Source organism: Hylemonella sp. P2_B10, from assembly GCF_056404875.1.
Genome location: NZ_JBFUDE010000001.1, coordinates 212754 through 229245 on the forward strand (window position 1 = coordinate 212754; position 16492 = coordinate 229245).

Sequence of the window (16492 nt, forward strand, 5' to 3'; positions counted from 1 at the left end):
AAATAAGTAAGCGAATGTGTTTACAAAAAGACCGGTGGCCGCGTATATTTGTAAGCAAATTAGTTTATAAATATCAAGCCGCCATGAAAACCCGCCTGCTGATACTCGCCGCCTGTTTGGTCGCCTTCTTCTCCACCGTGGGCGCCGCGCTGCCTTACCCGATCTTGCCGCCGCTGTTCGCCGCCGACGCCGCCAACGACTTCAACCATTTCTGGGGCCTGCCGCCCAAGCTGCTGTTTGGCCTGGCGCTGACCATCAACCCCATAGGGCTGTTGATAGGCTCGGCTTTGCTGGGGCCGTTGTCGGACCGCTATGGCCGCCGACCCATGCTGCTGGGCACCTCGCTGGGCGCGGCGCTGGGGCATGCGGTGACGGCCGTGGCGCTGCTGATGCAGTCTTACCCGCTGTTCATCCTGGCACGCTTCGCCACCGGGCTGATGGAGGGCAATGGAAGTGTGGCGCGCGCCTTGCTGGCGGACCACCTCGAAGGCGATCTGCGCGTGCGTGCCTTTTCCTGGCTGAACGGTGCTTTCTACATGGGTTGGCTGGCCGGCCCTTTGCTGGCGGGTCTGACACTGGCCTGGGGGGTGACGGCGCCATTCTGGGTCGCGGTGGTGGCGATGGGGGTCACCGGCGTGGTGACGGCCATCGCCGTGCCGGCGAAGATCGCGAAGGGCGGTGCCAGCGCCACCACCTCGTGGTGGCAGGTGGCACGCCACCAGCATGCATTGAAGCTATTGGCGCACGCCGAGTTGCGCACGCTGTTTGTCGTGCAGCTGGCGCTGACCTGCGGCGTGACGGCGTTTTATGAGTTCTACCCGCTGTGGCTGGTGGAGGTGACGCATTTCGATGCCCGTGGCATCGCCTGGGCCACGGCGGCGCTGTGCGGCACCATGACGGCGGCCTCGCTGTTTGCCGGCCGGGCCAGCAAGGCCGAGCCGCTGCAGCGTGCCAGCCTTTTTGCGCTGCTCACCGCGGCCTGCATCGCACTGGTGGCGCTGGGCGGCCCCATGTTGGGCCTGGCGGCGATCGTGCTGTTTGGCGTGCCCAATGCGTATTACAACGCCGTCATGCCGGCCTGGTGCGCCGAGCGCTTCGGCCACCACGGCCAGGGCGCGGTGATGGGCCTGCTGTCCACCATCTTCTGTCTGGCCAACATCCTGATGGCGGCCATAGGCGCCGGGCTGACGCTGCTGGACACCTCTTACATCCTGCTGCTGGGCGCGGGCACCGCCGCCTGGGCGGCCTGGCGGCTGCAGCGCTGGCGCCAGGTGCCGGGCATGGCGGTGCCGGTGGTTGTCAAGGTCACGTCACCATGAGCACAGGCGAACGCATCCTGTTCCTGCTGAAGACCCGTGGTCCGCAGACGGCCCAGCAACTGGCGCAGCACCTGCAACTCACCTCGATGGGCGTGCGCCGCCACCTGGAGGCGTGGGCTGCGCAGGGCCTGGTACAGGCCGAGGACCGTGCCGACAAGGTGGGCCGCCCGGCGCGCCACTGGCTGCTGACCGAGGCCGGCCATGCGCGCTTTCCGGACCGCCACAGCGATTTGACGGTGCAGCTGATCGAGCAGGTGCGCCAGCTGTTCGGCCAGGAAGGGCTGGACAAGCTGATCAGCGCGCGCGAGCAGGCCAGTGAGGTGGCGTATGGCGCCGCGCTGCGCAAGGCCCGCACGCTGGCGCAACGGGTGGCCGCGCTGGCGCAGGCGCGCGAGCAGGAGGGCTACATGGCTGAAGTGCAGCCACAAAGCGACGGCAGCCTGCTGCTGGTGGAGAACCATTGCCCCATCTGCGCCGCTGCCACCGCCTGCCAGGGCTTCTGCCGCTCTGAGCTGGCGCTGTTCCAGCGCGCATTGGGCGAAGGCAGCCGGGTGGAGCGTGCCGAGCACCTGTTGGCCGGGGGGCGGCGCTGCGTCTATAAAATCACGCCTGTATGAACCCGCGCCGGGTTCGCCGGCGTCAATAATGGGTGCCGGCCCGGCCTTTGCACCCATCCATGCCCATTCACTTTTACGACACCTGGACGCGCTCGGTGCGCGAATTCCAACCCCAGCAGCCCGGTGAGGTCAGCCTGTACACCTGCGGCCCCACGGTGTACGACTACCAGCACATCGGCAACTACCGCACCTTCCTGTTCGAGGACGGCCTGAAACGCGTGCTCAAGCTCAACGGCCTGAAGGTCAACCACGTGATGAACATCACCGATGTGGGCCACCTGGTGTCCGACGGTGACGAGGGCGAGGACAAGATGGAAAAGGGCTCGCGCCGTACCGGCCAGAGCGCCTGGGACATCGCCCAGCTGTACACCGAAGCCTTTGTGCAGGACCTGGGCGCCTTGGGCATGCCCATGCCCAGCACGCTGTGCAAGGCCACCGACCACATCCCCGAGCAGATTGCCTTCATCGAGCGCATCGAAAAAGCCGGCTTCACCTACACCACCTCCGACGGCGTCTACTTCGACACCGGCAAACAGCCCGATTACGGCTACCTGGGCCGGCTGGACAAAGAAGGCCTGCAGGCCGGCGCCCGCGTGGAGCAGGGCGAGAAGCGCCATGTGACCGACTACGCGCTGTGGAAATTCTCCAAGCCCGAGGACAAGCGCCAGATGGAATGGGATGCGCCCTGGGGCCGGGGCTTTCCGGGCTGGCACATCGAATGCTCGGCGATGGCGCACAAGTACCTGGGCGCATTCTTCGACATCCACTGCGGCGGCGAAGACCACATCACCGTGCACCACCCGAACGAGATTTCGCAGACCGAGGCTGCCTACGGCACCCGGCTGGCGAACTTCTGGATGCACGGGCACTTCCTGCTGACGCAGGATGCGGCGAAGATGAGCAAGTCGGCCGGCGAGTTCCTGCGCGTGCAGTTGCTGGTGGACAAGGGCTACGACCCGCTGGCCTACCGCTACCTGTGCCTGACGGCACACTACCGCTCGCAGCTGAATTTCAGCTGGGACGCGCTGGACGCCGCCAGCACCGCGCTGGAGCGCCTGCGCAACGCCGTCTATGCGCTGCGCGATGCGGGCGAGGGCACGCCGGATGCTGCGCGCAGCGGCGCCTTCCTGGCCCGGCTGAACGAAGACCTGAACTTCCCACAGGCGCTGGCGGTGATGTGGGAAACGCTGAAGGCCGATCTGGCCCCCGCTATCAAACGTGCCACGCTGCTTTGGTTTGACCAGGCGCTGGGCCTGCAACTGGCCGACTGGCAGCCCAAGGCGCAGGCGGTGCCGGCGGACGTGCAGGCGCTGGCCGATGCGCGCTGGGCCGCCAAGCAGGCCAAGGACTGGACCCAGGCCGACCAGCTGCGCCAGCAGTTGCTGGCCAGCGGCTGGGAGATGAAAGACGGCAAGGACGGCTTCACGCTGAACGCGGTGGCCGCTGCCCGGGGAGGCTGAGCCATGAAGAAGCTGTTGCTGGGCGGGCTGCTGCTGATCGTGCTGGCCGTGGGCGGCGGCATCTGGTGGGCCTACCGCTCCATGGACAGCCTGGTGGCTTCGGCCATACGCAGCTTTGGGCCTGACATCACCGGCGTGAACGTCAAATTGGGCGGCGTGAAGATTGTGCCGGCCGAGGGCAGGGCGACGCTGCAGGGCCTGAAGCTGGGCAGCCCCAAGGGTTTCAAGGCCGACCACGTGCTGGTGCTGGACGACGTCAAGGCCACGCTGGATGTGGCCTCGTTGACGTCTGACGTGGTGGTGATCAAGGAGCTGGTCATCACCAAGCCCGACATCATTTACGAAAAAGGCCCGGGTGGCTCGAACTTCGACGCGCTGCTGCTCAATGTGAACAGCTACGTGGCGGCCCACCTGGCCGGCACCAAGGAGCCCGGCGGCGGCAAACCGCCGAGCCGCAAATTCGTCATCGACCATGTGCTGCTGCGCGAGTGCAAGGCCAGCCTCAGCCACCCGCTGTTGGGCGGCAGCACCGTGAGCGTGGCGCTGCCCGACCTGCATCTGAACGGCATAGGCCGCAAATCCAACGGCGCCACCATGGACGAAGCCACCCGCCAGATCCTCACCGCCCTGTCGCAAAGCCTGGGCCGCGCGGCAGGCGGCGTGAACCTGGGCGGCGCGGTGGACGGCTTGAAGGGTGGCGCCCAATCGGCCGGCGACAAGCTCAAGGGCTTGTTCGGCAAGTGAACACCTGAATTCAAAGGAGAGTGCAGATGGCCAGGCAATTGATCAGTTCCGGCTCCAGCTTCGAGGCCGAGATTGGCTACTCGCGCGCGGTGGTGGACGGCGACTGGGTGTTCGTCTCCGGCACCACCGGCTTTGACTACAGCCGCATGACCATCTCGGACGACCTTGTCGAGCAGACCGAGCAGTGCCTGAAGAACATCGAAGCCGCGCTGGCCCAGGCCCAGGCCAGCCTGGCCGACGTGGTGCGGGTGCGCTACATCCTGCCCCATGGCGGTGATTTCAGCCAGTGCTGGCCAACGCTGCGCAAGTACTTCGGCGAGGTGCGGCCGGCCGCCACCATGATCTCGGCCGGCCTGGCCGACCCGCGCATGCTGATCGAGATCGAGGTCACCGCCAGGCGTTCCACGCTCTCAAATACGTAGCGCGACAGGCCCCCTGCACGTAATTAACCGCTCAAAGCGGTACTATTTCACTGGCTTGCGCGTCGGCCTGCCTCACATAATGGTCCCGGGTCCCTCCGGAAGGGGTGTTGGCCCACCATGTGCCATTTCGTGACGCCAGGCAATGACCCCAGACAACGAAGTTTCCAGCGCCGGCTTGTTCCGCGCCGACAACGGTGCCACCCACCGGCGGCGCGTCAAGCGCATGCTGTTGTGTGGCAGCGTGGGGCTGATGCTGCTGGGCGCTGGCTGGGCCATCGTGTTCGGCGCCCGCAGCGATTGGCTGACCATGGCACTGGACGCCGCGCTGGTGGTCACTGGCCTGGTCGGCCTGCAACTGACACGGCGGCACCATACCCGGGCCGCTTCGCTGTTGCTGCTGGGCAGCCTGTTCGTGGTGCTGGGGGCCATTTCGGCGCTGTTGGACGTGCCCAGCGCCGCCGCGCCGCGCTCCATGCACCATTTCTTCTTGGTGCTGGCGGTGTCGTCCTTTCTGTTGTTTCGTGACGACCGCCCGCTGCTGCGCCACGGTGTTCCGGTGCTGTTCCTGCTGGCTTTCTTTTACTTCGCCAGCAGTGGCGTCATCGGTGCGGCCAGTGGCTACGGCCTGCCCGACAGCGTGCGGGTGCCAGGCACCTGGTTCAACAACCTGTCGGCCTTGGCCATCCTGTACCTGTTGCTGCACATCATGCGGGCCGATGTCAACGAGCGCAGCGTGCTGGAGGTGGACTTGCGCAAGGCCGTGGGCAGCCGGCAGTTCCAGCTGCATTACCAGCCACAGGTGACCGAGACCGGGGCCATCACCGGCGCCGAGGCGCTGTTGCGCTGGCAGCACCCCACGCGCGGCATGGTGCCACCGGACCATTTCATCGGCCTGGCCGAATCCACCGGCCTGATCTTGCCGCTGGGCCGCCAGGTGCTGGACATGGCCTGCACGCAATTGGCTGCCTGGGCACGCCAGCCGGAGATGGCGCACCTGACGGTGTCGGTCAACGTCAGCGCGCAGCAGTTCGGCCAGTCCGAGTTCGTTGCCCAGACGCTGGCCGTCCTGGAGCGCAGCGGCGCGCCGCGCCACAAGCTGAAGCTGGAGCTGACCGAGAGCATGCTGGTCAACGACATCGAAGACATCATCGGCAAGATGAGCACGCTCAAGGGCCATGGCGTGGGCTTCTCGCTGGACGACTTCGGCACCGGCTACTCGTCGCTGAGTTACCTGAAACGCCTGCCGCTGGACCAGTTGAAGATCGACAAGGCCTTTGTGCGCGACGTGCTGACCAACCCGCACGACGCCGCCATCGCCCGCACCGTGGTGTCGCTGGGGCAGAACCTGGGCTTCGCCGTGATCGCCGAAGGCGTGGAGACCGAGGGGCAGAAGGCTTTCCTGGCCGACAACGGCTGCCACAGCTTCCAGGGTGACCTGTTCAGCAAGCCCCTGCCTGCCACAGAACTGCAAGCCTATGTGCAGAGCCGGGTCAAACCGAATGTGGTTTACTTGGCGGCTTCGCACGTCGCCTGATCCCTCGGTGTGAGGGGCGCTTGAAAGCGCAGGGTGGCGGACCCATCTGCCAGCCACCATGACCACTGCCCTGAAAATCGATTTCGTTTCCGACGTCTCCTGCCCCTGGTGCGCCATCGGCCTGAAGTCCCTGGACCAGGCCTTGGGCCGCGTGGCCGGCGACATCGAGGCCAACATCCATTTTCAGCCCTTCGAGCTGAACCCCGGCATGGCCCCGGGCGGTGAGGACATCGACGAGCATTTGCACAAAAAGTACGGTTCCACCCCCACCCAGGCCGCCGGCGCCCGCGAGAACATCCGCGCGCGCGGCGCGGCGGTGGGCTTTGACTTCCGCATGGAAAAGCGCAGCCGTATCTACAACACCTTCGACGCCCATCGCCTGCTGCACTGGGCCGAGCTGGAGGGCGCCGACAAGCAACGTGCCTTGAAGGAAGCCCTGCTCAGTGCCTACTTCACTGAGGGCCTCAGCCCCGAGTCGCACGAGGTGCTGCTGGGCGCGGTCGGCAAAGCTGGCCTGGACAAGACCCGCGCCGCGGCCATCCTGGCCAGCGACGAGTACGCCGCCGAGGTGCGCGAGCGCGAGCAGTTCTACCTGAACAACGGCATCCACGCCGTGCCCGCCGTCATCATCAATGACCGCCACCTGATCTCAGGCGGCCAGCCGCCTGAGGTGTTTGAGCAGGCGCTGCGGCAGATTGCGGCTGCTGAGCCACTGGGGCAATAGGTCTGTAGCTGCCGACGCCGCTGGGGCGCGTGGCTACGCGGATGTCCTCCGGCCTTCGGCCTCCCCCTTGATTCCGCTCCGCCACGCGCCCCAGCGACATCGGGTCAATTGGTACGCGCAACGCTTGAATGCGGGAACACCGCACTCAGACGACGTTCGCAGGATCAGGTCGTCGTGGCGTTCAGCGCAGCGGCATCAAGGAGGAGGCCGCAGGCCGGGGGACAGCCGCGGAGCTGAGCGGCGCGGCGGCCTGATCACCAAACCAACATCGCGGTTCCAGCGCAAATCTAGCGGCTTCGACAGGTTCAGCCCGAACGGAGTTGGACACTCAGCTAGAGCGGTCAGGCCTTGCGCATCCGCTTCTCGCTCTTCTTCTCGGCCACCTGCTCCACCTTGCCGGTGTGGTCCTGGCGCTCCATGCGCACGGTGAAGCCCCACAGATAGGCCATGTGGCCCATCACGGTGTCCAGGGTGTCGCCCAGCGGACGGCGCTTGTGGGCAAAGTGGCGCAGCGTCAGCGAGCGGTCGCCGCGCAGGTCCACGTTCCAGACCTGGATGTTGGGCTCGCGGCTGCCCAGGTCGTATTGCTCGGACAACTGTTGGCGCAGCGCGCGGTAACCGGTGTCGTCATGGATGGCCTGCACCTGCAGCTTGTCGCGGCTGTCGTCGTCCAGCACCGAGAACAGGCGGAATTCGCGCATCAGCTTGGGCGACAGGTACTGGGCGATGAAACTTTCGTCCTTGAAGTTCTGCATCGCGAAATCGAAGGTGGCGCGCCAGTTGCTGCCGGCGATGTCGGGGAACCAGGCGCGGTCTTCGTCGTCCGGGTGCTCGCAGATGCGGCGTATGTCGCGCCACATCGCAAAGCCCAGCGCATAGGGGTTGATGCCCGAATAGTATTTGCTGTTGTACGGCGGCTGGTACACCACATTGGTGTGCGACTGCAAGAACTCCATCATGAAGCCGTCTGACAGGCCACCGGCATCGTACAAGGTGTTCAGCAGCGTGTAATGCCAGTAGGTGGCCCAACCCTCGTTCATCACCTGGGTCTGGCGCTGCGGGTAGAAGTATTGGCCGATCTTGCGCACGATGCGCACCACCTCGCGCTGCCAGGGCTCCAGCAGCGGCGCGTGCTTCTCGACGAAATACAGCAGGTTTTCCTCCGCCTCCCTGGGAAAGCGCTGCTCCTCCTCGGGCTTTTCCTGCTCCAGGCGTGGCGGCAGCGTGCGCCACAGGTCGTTCACCTGCTGCTGCTGGTAGGCTTCGCGGTCGCGCTGGCGCAGCTTTTCCTTCTCCAGCGACAGCTTGCCGGCGCGCTTGTAGCGGTCCACCCCCAGGTTGACCAGCGCGTGGCAGGCATCCAGCAGCCGCTCCACCGGTTCGGCGCCGTACTGCTCTTCGAACTGGGCGATCTGGTGGCGCGCGAACACCAGGTAGTCGATGATGGCGTCGGCACTGGTCCACTGCTTGAACAGGTGGTTGCCCTTGAAGAACGAGTTGTGCCCGTAGGCCGCGTGGGCGATCACTAGCGCCTGCATGGGCAGCGTGTTCTCGTCCATCAGGTAGGCGATGCAGGGGTCCGAATTGATGACGATCTCATACGCCAGACCCATCTGGCCGCGCCGGTAGCGGCTCTCGGTGGCCAGGAAATGCTTGCCGAACGACCAGTGGTGGTAATACACCGGCATGCCTATCGATGCATACGCGTCCATCATCTGCTCGGCGCTGATCACCTCCACCTGGTGGCGGTAGCAGTCCAGCCCGTAGTCCTGCGCGATCAGGCCTATGGCCTCGTCGTAGGCGGCAATGGCCTCAAAGGTCCACTCCGAGCCGGTGGGCAGCGGCGCGATGCGCCGTGTGGTGCTGGGGACGAAGTCGGACGGGGCGTTCATGGCCAGAAATCTCAGGCGCGGCGCTTGAACAGCTCGCGAAACACCGGGTAGATGTCCGTCACCTGGGCGATGCGCTGCATGGCGAAGTGGCCCGGGTGGGTGCTTTGCAGCTTCTCGTACTCGGTCCACAGGTTTTGCGGCGGGCCGTCGGTGATCTCGATGTAAGCGAAATATTGCACCAGCGAGAGCAGGCTGTTTTCCAGCAGTTCACGGCACAGTGGTGAGTCGTCATGCCAGTTGTCGCCGTCCGAGGCCTGGGCGCCATAGATGTTCCACAGGCCGCTGGGGTAGCGCGCGGCGATGATGTCTTTCATCAGCACCAGCGCGCTGGAAACCACCGTGCCGCCGCTTTCGCGCGAGGTGAAAAAATCGTCCTCGTCCACCTCGGTGGCCACCGTGTGGTGGCGGATGAAGACGACGTCAATGCGCTCGTAGTTGCGGTTCAGGAACAGGTACAACAGCATGAAGAAGCGCTTGGCCACGTTCTTGCGGCCCTCGTCCATGGAGCCGGAAACGTCCAGCAGGCAGAACATCACCGCCTGTGTGGTGGGGCGGGGCACCTTGATGCGGTTGTTGTAGCGCAGATCAAACGTGTCGATGAAGGGCATGGCCTCCAGCTTGGCGCGCAGCGTGGCGATCTCGCGCCGCAGGCGCTTGATCTCGGGGTCGGCGGACACGTCGCTCTCGGGCAGCGCCTTCAGCCGATCCACCAGCTCTTTCTCCAGCGTGCGCAGCTTCGCGCTGTAGGGCCCGCCTATGGCAATGCGCCGCTGCGCCGCGCCGCGCATGGTGCGGCCCAGGTTGATGTTGGTGGGCACGCCGCTTTGGGTGTAGCCGGCGCGCTGGCTCTTGTACTGCTCTATGCGCGCCAGCTGGTGCTTGACCATGTTGGGCAGTGCCAGTTCGTCGAAGAAGATGTCCATGAACTCATCGCGCGTCAGCGTGAAGACGAAGTCGTCCAGCCCTTCGCCGTCCTTGCTGGCCTGGCCCGAGCCCATGCCACCCCCGCCGCCACCCTGGGGGCGGTCCATGGTGTCGCCGCTGTTGTAGCGGTCGTTGCCGGGGTTGACGATTTCCCACACACCGCCTTCGCCGTGCTCGAACATGGGCTCAGCGATGTCCTTGGCCGGTATGCCTATCTTGTCGCCCTCGGCCAGGTCGCGCACGCCGCGCTTGTTGATGGCGTCCGTCACCGCCTTGCGGATCTGGCCCTTGAAGCGCTTGATGAAGCGGCCGCGGTTGACCGAGCTCTTGTTCTTGCTGTCGTAGCGGCGGTCAACAATGCGTACCGTCATGCAGCCTCCGGGTTGGACTCACGAGGACTTGCGTACCCGCAGATACCATTCGCAAAGTAGGCGCACCTGTTTTTCTGTGTAGCCCTTGGCCGTCATGCGGTCGACGAAGTCCTTGTGCTTCTTCTGCTCGTCTGCGCTGGCCTTGGCGTTGAAGGAGATCACCGGCAGCAGTTCCTCGGTGTTGGAGAACATCTTCTTTTCGATCACCGTGCGCAGCTTCTCGTAAGACGTCCAGCTCGGGTTGTGGCCGTCGTTCTTGGCGCGCGCGCGCAGCACGAAGTTGACCACCTCGTTGCGGAAATCTTTCGGGTTGGAGATGCCGGCGGGCTTTTCTATCTTCTCCAGCTCGTCGTTCAGCGCCGCGCGGTCCAGCATCTCGCCGGTGTTGGTGTCGCGGTATTCCTGGTCCTGAATCCAGAAGTCGGCATAGGTGACGTAGCGGTCGAAGATGTTCTGGCCGTATTCGGAATAGCTCTCCAGGTAGGCGGTCTGAATCTCTTTGCCGATGAACTCGGCGTAGCGTGGTGACAGATACTCTTTGATGTAGCGCAGGTATTTCTCTTCCACCTCGGGCGGGTACTGCTCCTGCTCGATCTGCTGCTCCAGCACATACATCAGGTGCACCGGGTTGGCTGCCACCTCGCGATGGTCGAAGTTGAACACGCGCGACAGGATCTTGAACGCAAAGCGGGTGGACAGGCCGGTCATGCCCTCGTCCACACCGGCGAAGTCGCGGTATTCCTGGTAGCTCTTGGCCTTCGGGTCGGTGTCTTTCAGGTTGTCGCCGTCATAGACGCGCATCTTGGCGAATATGCTGGAGTTCTCCGGCTCCTTCAGGCGTGACAGCACCGAGAACTGCGACAGCATGCGCAGCGTGTCGGGCGCGCAGGGCGCTTGTGTCAGCGACGAATGCTCGACCAGCTTTTCGTAGATCTGAATCTCGTCAGACACGCGCAGCGAATACGGCACCTTGACGATGTAGATGCGGTCCAGGAAGGCCTCGTTGTTGCGGTTGTTCTTGAACGACAGCCACTCGGCCTCGTTCGAGTGCGCCAGCACCAGGCCGTCAAACGGTATCGCGCCAAAGCCCTCGGTGCCCTTGTAGTTGCCCTCCTGCGTGGCGGTGAGCAGCGGGTGCAGCACCTTGATGGGTGCCTTGAACATCTCGACGAACTCCAGCACACCGCGGTTGGCCAGGCACAGGCCACCGGAATACGAGTAGGCGTCGGGGTCGTCCTGCGAGTAGTTCTCGAGCTTGCGGATGTCGATCTTGCCCACCAGCGAGGAGATGTCCTGGTTGTTCTCGTCGCCTGGCTCGGTCTTGGCCACCGCCAGTTGCGACAGCACGCTGGGGCGCTGCTTGACGACGCGGAACTTGGTGATGTCGCCGCCAAACTCCTGCAGCCGCTTCACCGCCCACGGGCTCATGATGGTGTTCAGGTAGCGGCGCGGGATGCCGTAGTCTTCTTCCAGCAGGTCGCCGTCTTCCAGCGGGTTGAACAGGCCCAGCGGCGACTCGTGCACCGGCGAGCCCTTGATGGCGTAGAACGGCACGCGCTCTATCAGGTACTTCAGCTTCTCCGCCAGCGTGGACTTGCCGCCGCCCACCGGGCCCAGCAGGTAGAGGATCTGCTTCTTTTCCTCCAGGCCTTGGGCGGCATGGCGGAAGTACGAGACGATGTTCTCGATCACGTCCTCCATGCCATACAGGTCTTTGAAGGCCGGGTAGCGGCGCAGCATCTTGTTGGCGAAGATGCGCGACAGGCGGGTGTCGGTGCGGGTGTCGATCAGCTCGGGTTCGCCAATGGCCATCAGCATGCGCTCGGCCACGCTGGCGTAAGCGGTGCGGTCCCGCTTGCACAGGTCCAGGTACTCCTGGATGGACATTTCCTCTTCCTTGGACGCATCAAAGCGGCCTTGGTAGCGGGCGAAGATGGACATGCTTGTTTCTCCTGTTGAGAGTGAACGACGCTGTTGTCTCGGTCCCGGTGATCAGGGACTCTTCTTCAGTGCACTTTCATCATAGACCTTTCCGCCGGAAAAAGGTTCTCCACCACAAGTTTTGGGGGCGATGCAACAGCGGTTGCAGGCTTGCAAACCCTGGTACACAATAGAACGGCAGACCATGCCCGGGCGTTGACCGCGCGAGCCAGGCAGGGTGGGGGATTTACTTTTCGTTGCGGCGCCGTCAGCGCACCACTTCCAGCAGCCTGTCCAGGCCGCCGGTGTTGATGGCCAGCATGGCCTGCTCGCGCACCTTGGGTTTGGCGTGGTAGGCCACCGACAGGCCGGCCACCGCCATCATCGGCAGGTCGTTGGCACCGTCGCCCACCGCAATGGCCTGGCTGGGCGTGGCCTGCAGCTGGTCGCACACTTGCAGCAGCATGCGGCGCTTCTCAATGCCATCGCAAATCTCGCCCCAGGCCTGCGGCACCAGCCGGCCCGTCAACTGGCCGCCCACGATCTCCAACTGGTTGGAGCGCGTGTAGTCTATGCCCAGCAGGTCGCGCACACGGTCGGTGAAGAAGGTGAAGCCGCCGCTGACCAGCAGCACCTTCATGCCGGCGCGTTTGCAGGCCTGCACCAGCTCGGTGGCGCCCGGGTTCAGCTGAAGCCGCTGCTCATACACCTGCAGCAGATCGGCTTCGGTGACGCCGGCCAGCAGCGCCAGGCGGCGGCGCAGGCTGTCCTTGAAGTCGGTGATCTCGCCGCGCATGGCCGCCTCGGTGATGGCGGCCACCTGCGCCTTGCGGCCCACGGCGGCAGCGATCTCGTCAATGCATTCGATGTTGATCAGCGTCGAGTCCATGTCAAACGCGATCAGCTTGAAATCCGCCAGCCGCAACGGGGGTGTGAAGCGCTGGATGGACAAGCCCAGCGGGATGGCGTTGGGTGCGTTGCTCATGCCGTGGCCACCTCCGCCAGTGGCTGGCCCAGGGATTTGAGCACGTCGCGCACCATCTGCGCGCGGTCGCGCGCCTGCGGCAGTTCGCGCTCTATGCGCAGCTTTTCGTTGCCCGCCAGCTTGATGTGGCGGTTCTTCTGTATCAGGGAGATGATGCGCATGGAATCCACGGGCGGGTTTTTCTTGAAAGTGATGGTGATCAGCGCCGGTGAGGCATCCACCTTCACCACGCCATACGCCTTGGCGATGACGCGCAGGCGGTGCACGTCCACCAGCGTCTGCGCCTGTGGTGGCAGCTTGCCAAAGCGGTCGACGATTTCTTCCAGCAGCGCGTCCACCTGGTCGGTGGTCTTGGCGGTGGCCAGCTTCTTGTAAAAGCTCAGGCGCAGGTGCACGTCGCCGCAGTAGTCGTTGGGCAGCAGGGCGGGGGCGTGCAGGTTGATGTCGGTCACCACGCTCAAGGGCGACAGCAGGTCTGGCTCCTTGCCGGCCTTCAGGCTGCGCACCGCTTCGGCCAGCATCTCGTTGTACAGCTGGAAACCCACCTCCAGCATGTTGCCGCTCTGGTTCTCGCCCAGCACCTCGCCTGCACCGCGGATTTCCAGGTCGTGCATGGCGAGGTAAAAGCCCGAGCCCAGCTCTTCCATCTGCTGGATGGCTTCCAGCCGCTGGCCGGCCTGTTTGGTCAGGCCCTGCGTGTCGGGCACCATCAGGTAGGCGTAGGCCTGGTGGTGGCTGCGGCCCACGCGGCCGCGCAGCTGGTGCAGCTGCGCCAGGCCGAACTTGTCGGCCCGACTGATGACGATGGTGTTGGCGGTGGGCACGTCGATGCCGGTCTCGATGATGGTGGAGCACAGCAGCAGGTTGTAGCGCTGGGCCACAAAGTCGCGCATCACCCGCTCCAGCTCGCGCTCGGGCATCTGGCCGTGGGCCACGGCGATGCGCGCCTCGGGCAACAGCTCTTCCAGCTTGGCGCGGCGGTTTTCTATCGTCTCCACCTCGTTGTGCAGGAAGTACACCTGGCCGCCGCGTTTCAGTTCGCGCAAGACAGCTTCTCTGATAACGCCATTTCCTTCATTGCGCACAAAGGTCTTGATGGCCAGCCGCCGCTGTGGCGCGGTGGCGATCACGCTCAAGTCCCGCAGGCCCTCGAGCGCCATCCCCAACGTCCGCGGAATAGGCGTGGCGGTAAGAGTCAGCACATCCACCTCGGCGCGCAGCGCCTTCATGGCCTCCTTGTGGCGCACACCGAAGCGGTGCTCCTCGTCGATGATCAGCAGGCCCAGGTTCTTGAACTTCGTGTCCTGGCTCAGCAGCTTGTGCGTGCCCACCACGATGTCCACGCTGCCGTCGGCAATGCCCTTCATGGCCGTGGTGATTTCCTTGGCCGAGCGGAAGCGGCTCATCTCCGCCACCTTCACCGGCCATTTGCCGAAGCGGTCCACCAGTGTCTGGTAGTGCTGCTCGGCCAGCAGCGTGGTGGGCGCCAGAAAGGCCACCTGCTTGCCGCCGGTGATGGCGATGAAGGCGGCGCGCAGCGCCACCTCGGTCTTGCCAAAGCCGACGTCGCCGCACACCAGGCGGTCCATGGGGCGCGGGCTGATCATGTCCTGGATGACGGCGTGGATGGCGGCGCGCTGGTCGGCGGTTTCGTCAAAGCCGAAGTCGTTGGCAAAGGTCTCGTAGTCCGCCGCCGAGTAGCGGAAGGCGTGGCCTTCGCGGGCGGCGCGGCGGGCATAAATGTTCAGCAGCTCGGCGGCCGAGTCCCGCACCTGCTCGGCGGCCTTGCGCTTGGCCTTTTCCCACTGGCCCGAACCCAGCTTGTGCAGCGGCGCCTCGTCGGCGCTGACACCGGTGTAGCGGCTGATCAAGTGCAGCTGGCTCACCGGCACGTACAGCGTGGCCTTGTCGGCGTACTCCAGGTGCAGGAACTCTTGCAAGGCCGGTTCACCGTCGGCCTGCAGATTGCCAATGTCCAGGTTGATCAGGCCCCGGTAGCGGCCAATGCCATGGGCCGAGTGCACCACCGGGTCGCCGACGTTGAGTTCGCTCAGGTCCTTGATCAGCGCCTCCACGTCGCTGACCTGCTCCTGCTTCTTGCGCCGGCGCGCGGTGGGCGCGGTGGCGAACAGTTCGGTCTCGGTGACGAAGTCCACCCCTTGCTCCAGCCAGCTGAAGCCGGTGTTCAGCGTGGAGGTGGCAATGCCCAGTGGCTCGTTGCTGGCCAGGAATTCCTGCAGCGAATCAAACGCCGGCGGGTTCAGCTGGCTGGCGCGCAAGAAGTCCAGCAGGCTTTCGCGCCGCCCTTCGCTCTCGGCCAGCACCAGGATGCGGTGCTGGGTGTTGCGGGCATGAGCCTTCAGGCTGGCCAGCGGGTCGTCGGCGCCGCGCACCACGGCCATGGGCGGCAGGGCGTCAAATTCGGCATACGGGGTGCCTTCTTCAGCCTCTGCCTTCAGCGCCAGCTGCGCATGCTGGTTGGCGCGGGCGTAGAACTGCTCCGTACCCAAAAACAGCGCCTCGGGCGGCAGCGCCGGGCGCTCCTTGTCGCCCTGCACCAGGCGGTAACGGTCCTTGGTGTCCTGCCAGAAGCGCTGGAAGGCCGGCTCCAGGTTGCCGTGCAGCACCACGGTGGCATCCAGCCCCAGGTAGTCGAACACCGTTGCCGTCTCCTCGAAGAACAGCGGCAGGTAGTACTCGATGCCGGCCGTGGCCACGCCAGCACCCATGTCCTTGTAGATGCGGCTCTTGGTTGGGTCACCTTCCAGCAGCTCGCGCCAGCGATTGCGAAAACGCGCGCGCGCCTCGTCGTCCATCGGGAATTCGCGGCCCGGCAGCAGCCGCACCTCGGGCACCGGGTACAGGCTGCGCTGGCTGTCGGGGTCGAAGGTGCGGATGGAGTCGATCTCGTCGTCAAACAGGTCCACCCGGTAGGGCACCGGCGAGCCCATGGGGAACAGGTCGATCAGGCCGCCGCGCACCGCGTATTCGCCCGGACTCACCACCTGCGTCACGTGGCTGTAGCCGGCCAGCGTCAGCTGTGCCTTCAGCTTGGCCTCGTTGAGCTTCTGCTTGGCCTTGAACTGGAAGGTGTAGCCGGCCAGGAAGCTGGGCGGCGCCAGCCGGTACAGCGCCGTGGTGGCGGGGATGATGACCACGTCCGCCCCGGTGTCCTTGTCGCGCTGGTTGATGCGCCACAGCGTGGCCAGCCGCTCGCTGATCAGGTCCTGGTGCGGCGAGAAGCTATCGTAGGGCAGGGTTTCCCAGTCCGGGAACAGGGCAGTGCGCAGATCCGGTGCGAACAGCGCCATCTCGTCCAGCAGGCGCTGGGCGTCGCTGGCGTTCGCGGTGACGATGGCGGTCAGCCTGCCTGCCGCCTTTTCGCGCTCGCCCAGGCGCGCCAGCAGCAGCGCATCGGCCGAGCCGGGCGGGCGTGGCAGCGTGAAGCGCTTGCCCGGTTGCAGTTTGGGTAAATCCATGGGTCCAACGAACTCTCAAGATGTGTGCCAACAACACGGCGGAAGCGGCGCACCAATGGCAAACACCCCTCGCTTCACAAAGCGGGGGGTGCACAGGTTGT

Annotated in this window: 12 protein-coding genes; 7 read left to right on the forward strand and 5 right to left on the reverse strand. The window is 64.9% G+C overall.

The window, feature by feature from the left end; translation table 11 throughout:
- Positions 1-83: 83 nt before the first annotated feature.
- From AC1DX2_RS01025 to AC1DX2_RS01055, 7 genes are all read left to right on the forward strand, one after another.
- Positions 84-1319: an MFS transporter gene (locus AC1DX2_RS01025; RefSeq protein WP_477194420.1), complete on the forward strand. Its 1236-nt coding sequence runs from the start codon at positions 84-86 to the stop codon at positions 1317-1319.
- Entirely contained in the window at positions 1316-1936 is a 621-nt protein-coding gene (locus AC1DX2_RS01030; RefSeq protein ID WP_477194421.1) for a helix-turn-helix transcriptional regulator, read from the forward strand. Before AC1DX2_RS01025 ends, AC1DX2_RS01030 begins: the two co-directional genes overlap by 4 nt.
- A 59-nt stretch (positions 1937-1995) precedes the next feature.
- Positions 1996-3396: a cysteine--tRNA ligase gene (gene cysS, locus AC1DX2_RS01035; RefSeq protein ID WP_477194422.1), complete on the forward strand. Its 1401-nt coding sequence runs from the start codon at positions 1996-1998 to the stop codon at positions 3394-3396.
- 3 nt (positions 3397-3399) lie between these two features.
- A complete protein-coding gene (locus tag AC1DX2_RS01040) occupies positions 3400-4140 on the forward strand; it encodes an AsmA family protein (protein WP_477194423.1) in 741 nt (246 codons plus the stop codon).
- Positions 4141-4166: 26 nt separating this feature from the next.
- Entirely contained in the window at positions 4167-4562 is a 396-nt protein-coding gene (locus AC1DX2_RS01045; RefSeq protein ID WP_477194424.1) for a RidA family protein, read from the forward strand.
- Between the two features lie 142 nt (positions 4563-4704).
- Positions 4705-6096 (forward strand): putative bifunctional diguanylate cyclase/phosphodiesterase, encoded by a 1392-nt coding sequence (locus AC1DX2_RS01050; RefSeq protein WP_477194425.1) that lies wholly within the window; start codon positions 4705-4707, stop codon positions 6094-6096.
- A 58-nt stretch (positions 6097-6154) separates the two neighbouring features.
- Positions 6155-6820 carry a DsbA family oxidoreductase gene (locus AC1DX2_RS01055; RefSeq protein ID WP_477194426.1) on the forward strand — a complete coding sequence of 222 codons (666 nt, stop codon included), beginning with the start codon at positions 6155-6157 and terminating at the stop codon, positions 6818-6820.
- A gap of 341 nt (positions 6821-7161) precedes the next feature.
- Here AC1DX2_RS01055 and AC1DX2_RS01060 read toward each other — a convergent pair whose 3' ends face one another.
- From AC1DX2_RS01060 to mfd, 5 genes are all read right to left on the reverse strand, one after another.
- Positions 7162-8712, reverse strand: coding sequence for a SpoVR family protein (locus tag AC1DX2_RS01060; protein WP_477194427.1), 1551 nt, complete (start codon positions 8710-8712; stop codon positions 7162-7164).
- Between the two features lie 11 nt (positions 8713-8723).
- Entirely contained in the window at positions 8724-10007 is a 1284-nt protein-coding gene (locus AC1DX2_RS01065; protein ID WP_477194428.1) for a YeaH/YhbH family protein, read from the reverse strand.
- 18 nt (positions 10008-10025) lie between these two features.
- A complete protein-coding gene (locus AC1DX2_RS01070) occupies positions 10026-11948 on the reverse strand; it encodes a PrkA family serine protein kinase (RefSeq protein ID WP_477194429.1) in 1923 nt (640 codons plus the stop codon).
- Positions 11949-12195: 247 nt separating this feature from the next.
- Positions 12196-12912, reverse strand: a complete 717-nt coding sequence (serB, locus tag AC1DX2_RS01075; protein ID WP_477194430.1) for a phosphoserine phosphatase SerB — start codon at positions 12910-12912, stop codon at positions 12196-12198.
- A complete protein-coding gene (gene mfd / locus AC1DX2_RS01080; protein WP_477194431.1) occupies positions 12909-16391 on the reverse strand; it encodes a transcription-repair coupling factor in 3483 nt (1160 codons plus the stop codon). Before mfd ends, serB begins: the two co-directional genes overlap by 4 nt.
- Between the last annotated feature and the right edge of the window lie 101 nt (positions 16392-16492).

What these genes read in the sequence shown, in the direction of transcription:
- AC1DX2_RS01025 (WP_477194420.1), top strand. Translation starts at nt 84, where the DNA reads ATGAAAACCCGCCTGCTGATACTCGCCGCCTGTTTGGTCGCCTTCTTC.
- AC1DX2_RS01030 (WP_477194421.1), top strand. Translation starts at nt 1,316, where the DNA reads ATGAGCACAGGCGAACGCATCCTGTTCCTGCTGAAGACCCGTGGTCCG.
- cysS (WP_477194422.1), top strand. Translation starts at nt 1,996, where the DNA reads ATGCCCATTCACTTTTACGACACCTGGACGCGCTCGGTGCGCGAATTC.
- AC1DX2_RS01040 (WP_477194423.1), top strand. Translation starts at nt 3,400, where the DNA reads ATGAAGAAGCTGTTGCTGGGCGGGCTGCTGCTGATCGTGCTGGCCGTG.
- AC1DX2_RS01045 (WP_477194424.1), top strand. Translation starts at nt 4,167, where the DNA reads ATGGCCAGGCAATTGATCAGTTCCGGCTCCAGCTTCGAGGCCGAGATT.
- AC1DX2_RS01050 (WP_477194425.1), top strand. Translation starts at nt 4,705, where the DNA reads ATGACCCCAGACAACGAAGTTTCCAGCGCCGGCTTGTTCCGCGCCGAC.
- AC1DX2_RS01055 (WP_477194426.1), top strand. Translation starts at nt 6,155, where the DNA reads ATGACCACTGCCCTGAAAATCGATTTCGTTTCCGACGTCTCCTGCCCC.
- AC1DX2_RS01060 (WP_477194427.1), bottom strand. Translation starts at nt 8,712, where the DNA reads ATGAACGCCCCGTCCGACTTCGTCCCCAGCACCACACGGCGCATCGCG.
- AC1DX2_RS01065 (WP_477194428.1), bottom strand. Translation starts at nt 10,007, where the DNA reads ATGACGGTACGCATTGTTGACCGCCGCTACGACAGCAAGAACAAGAGC.
- AC1DX2_RS01070 (WP_477194429.1), bottom strand. Translation starts at nt 11,948, where the DNA reads ATGTCCATCTTCGCCCGCTACCAAGGCCGCTTTGATGCGTCCAAGGAA.
- serB (WP_477194430.1), bottom strand. Translation starts at nt 12,912, where the DNA reads ATGAGCAACGCACCCAACGCCATCCCGCTGGGCTTGTCCATCCAGCGC.
- mfd (WP_477194431.1), bottom strand. Translation starts at nt 16,391, where the DNA reads ATGGATTTACCCAAACTGCAACCGGGCAAGCGCTTCACGCTGCCACGC.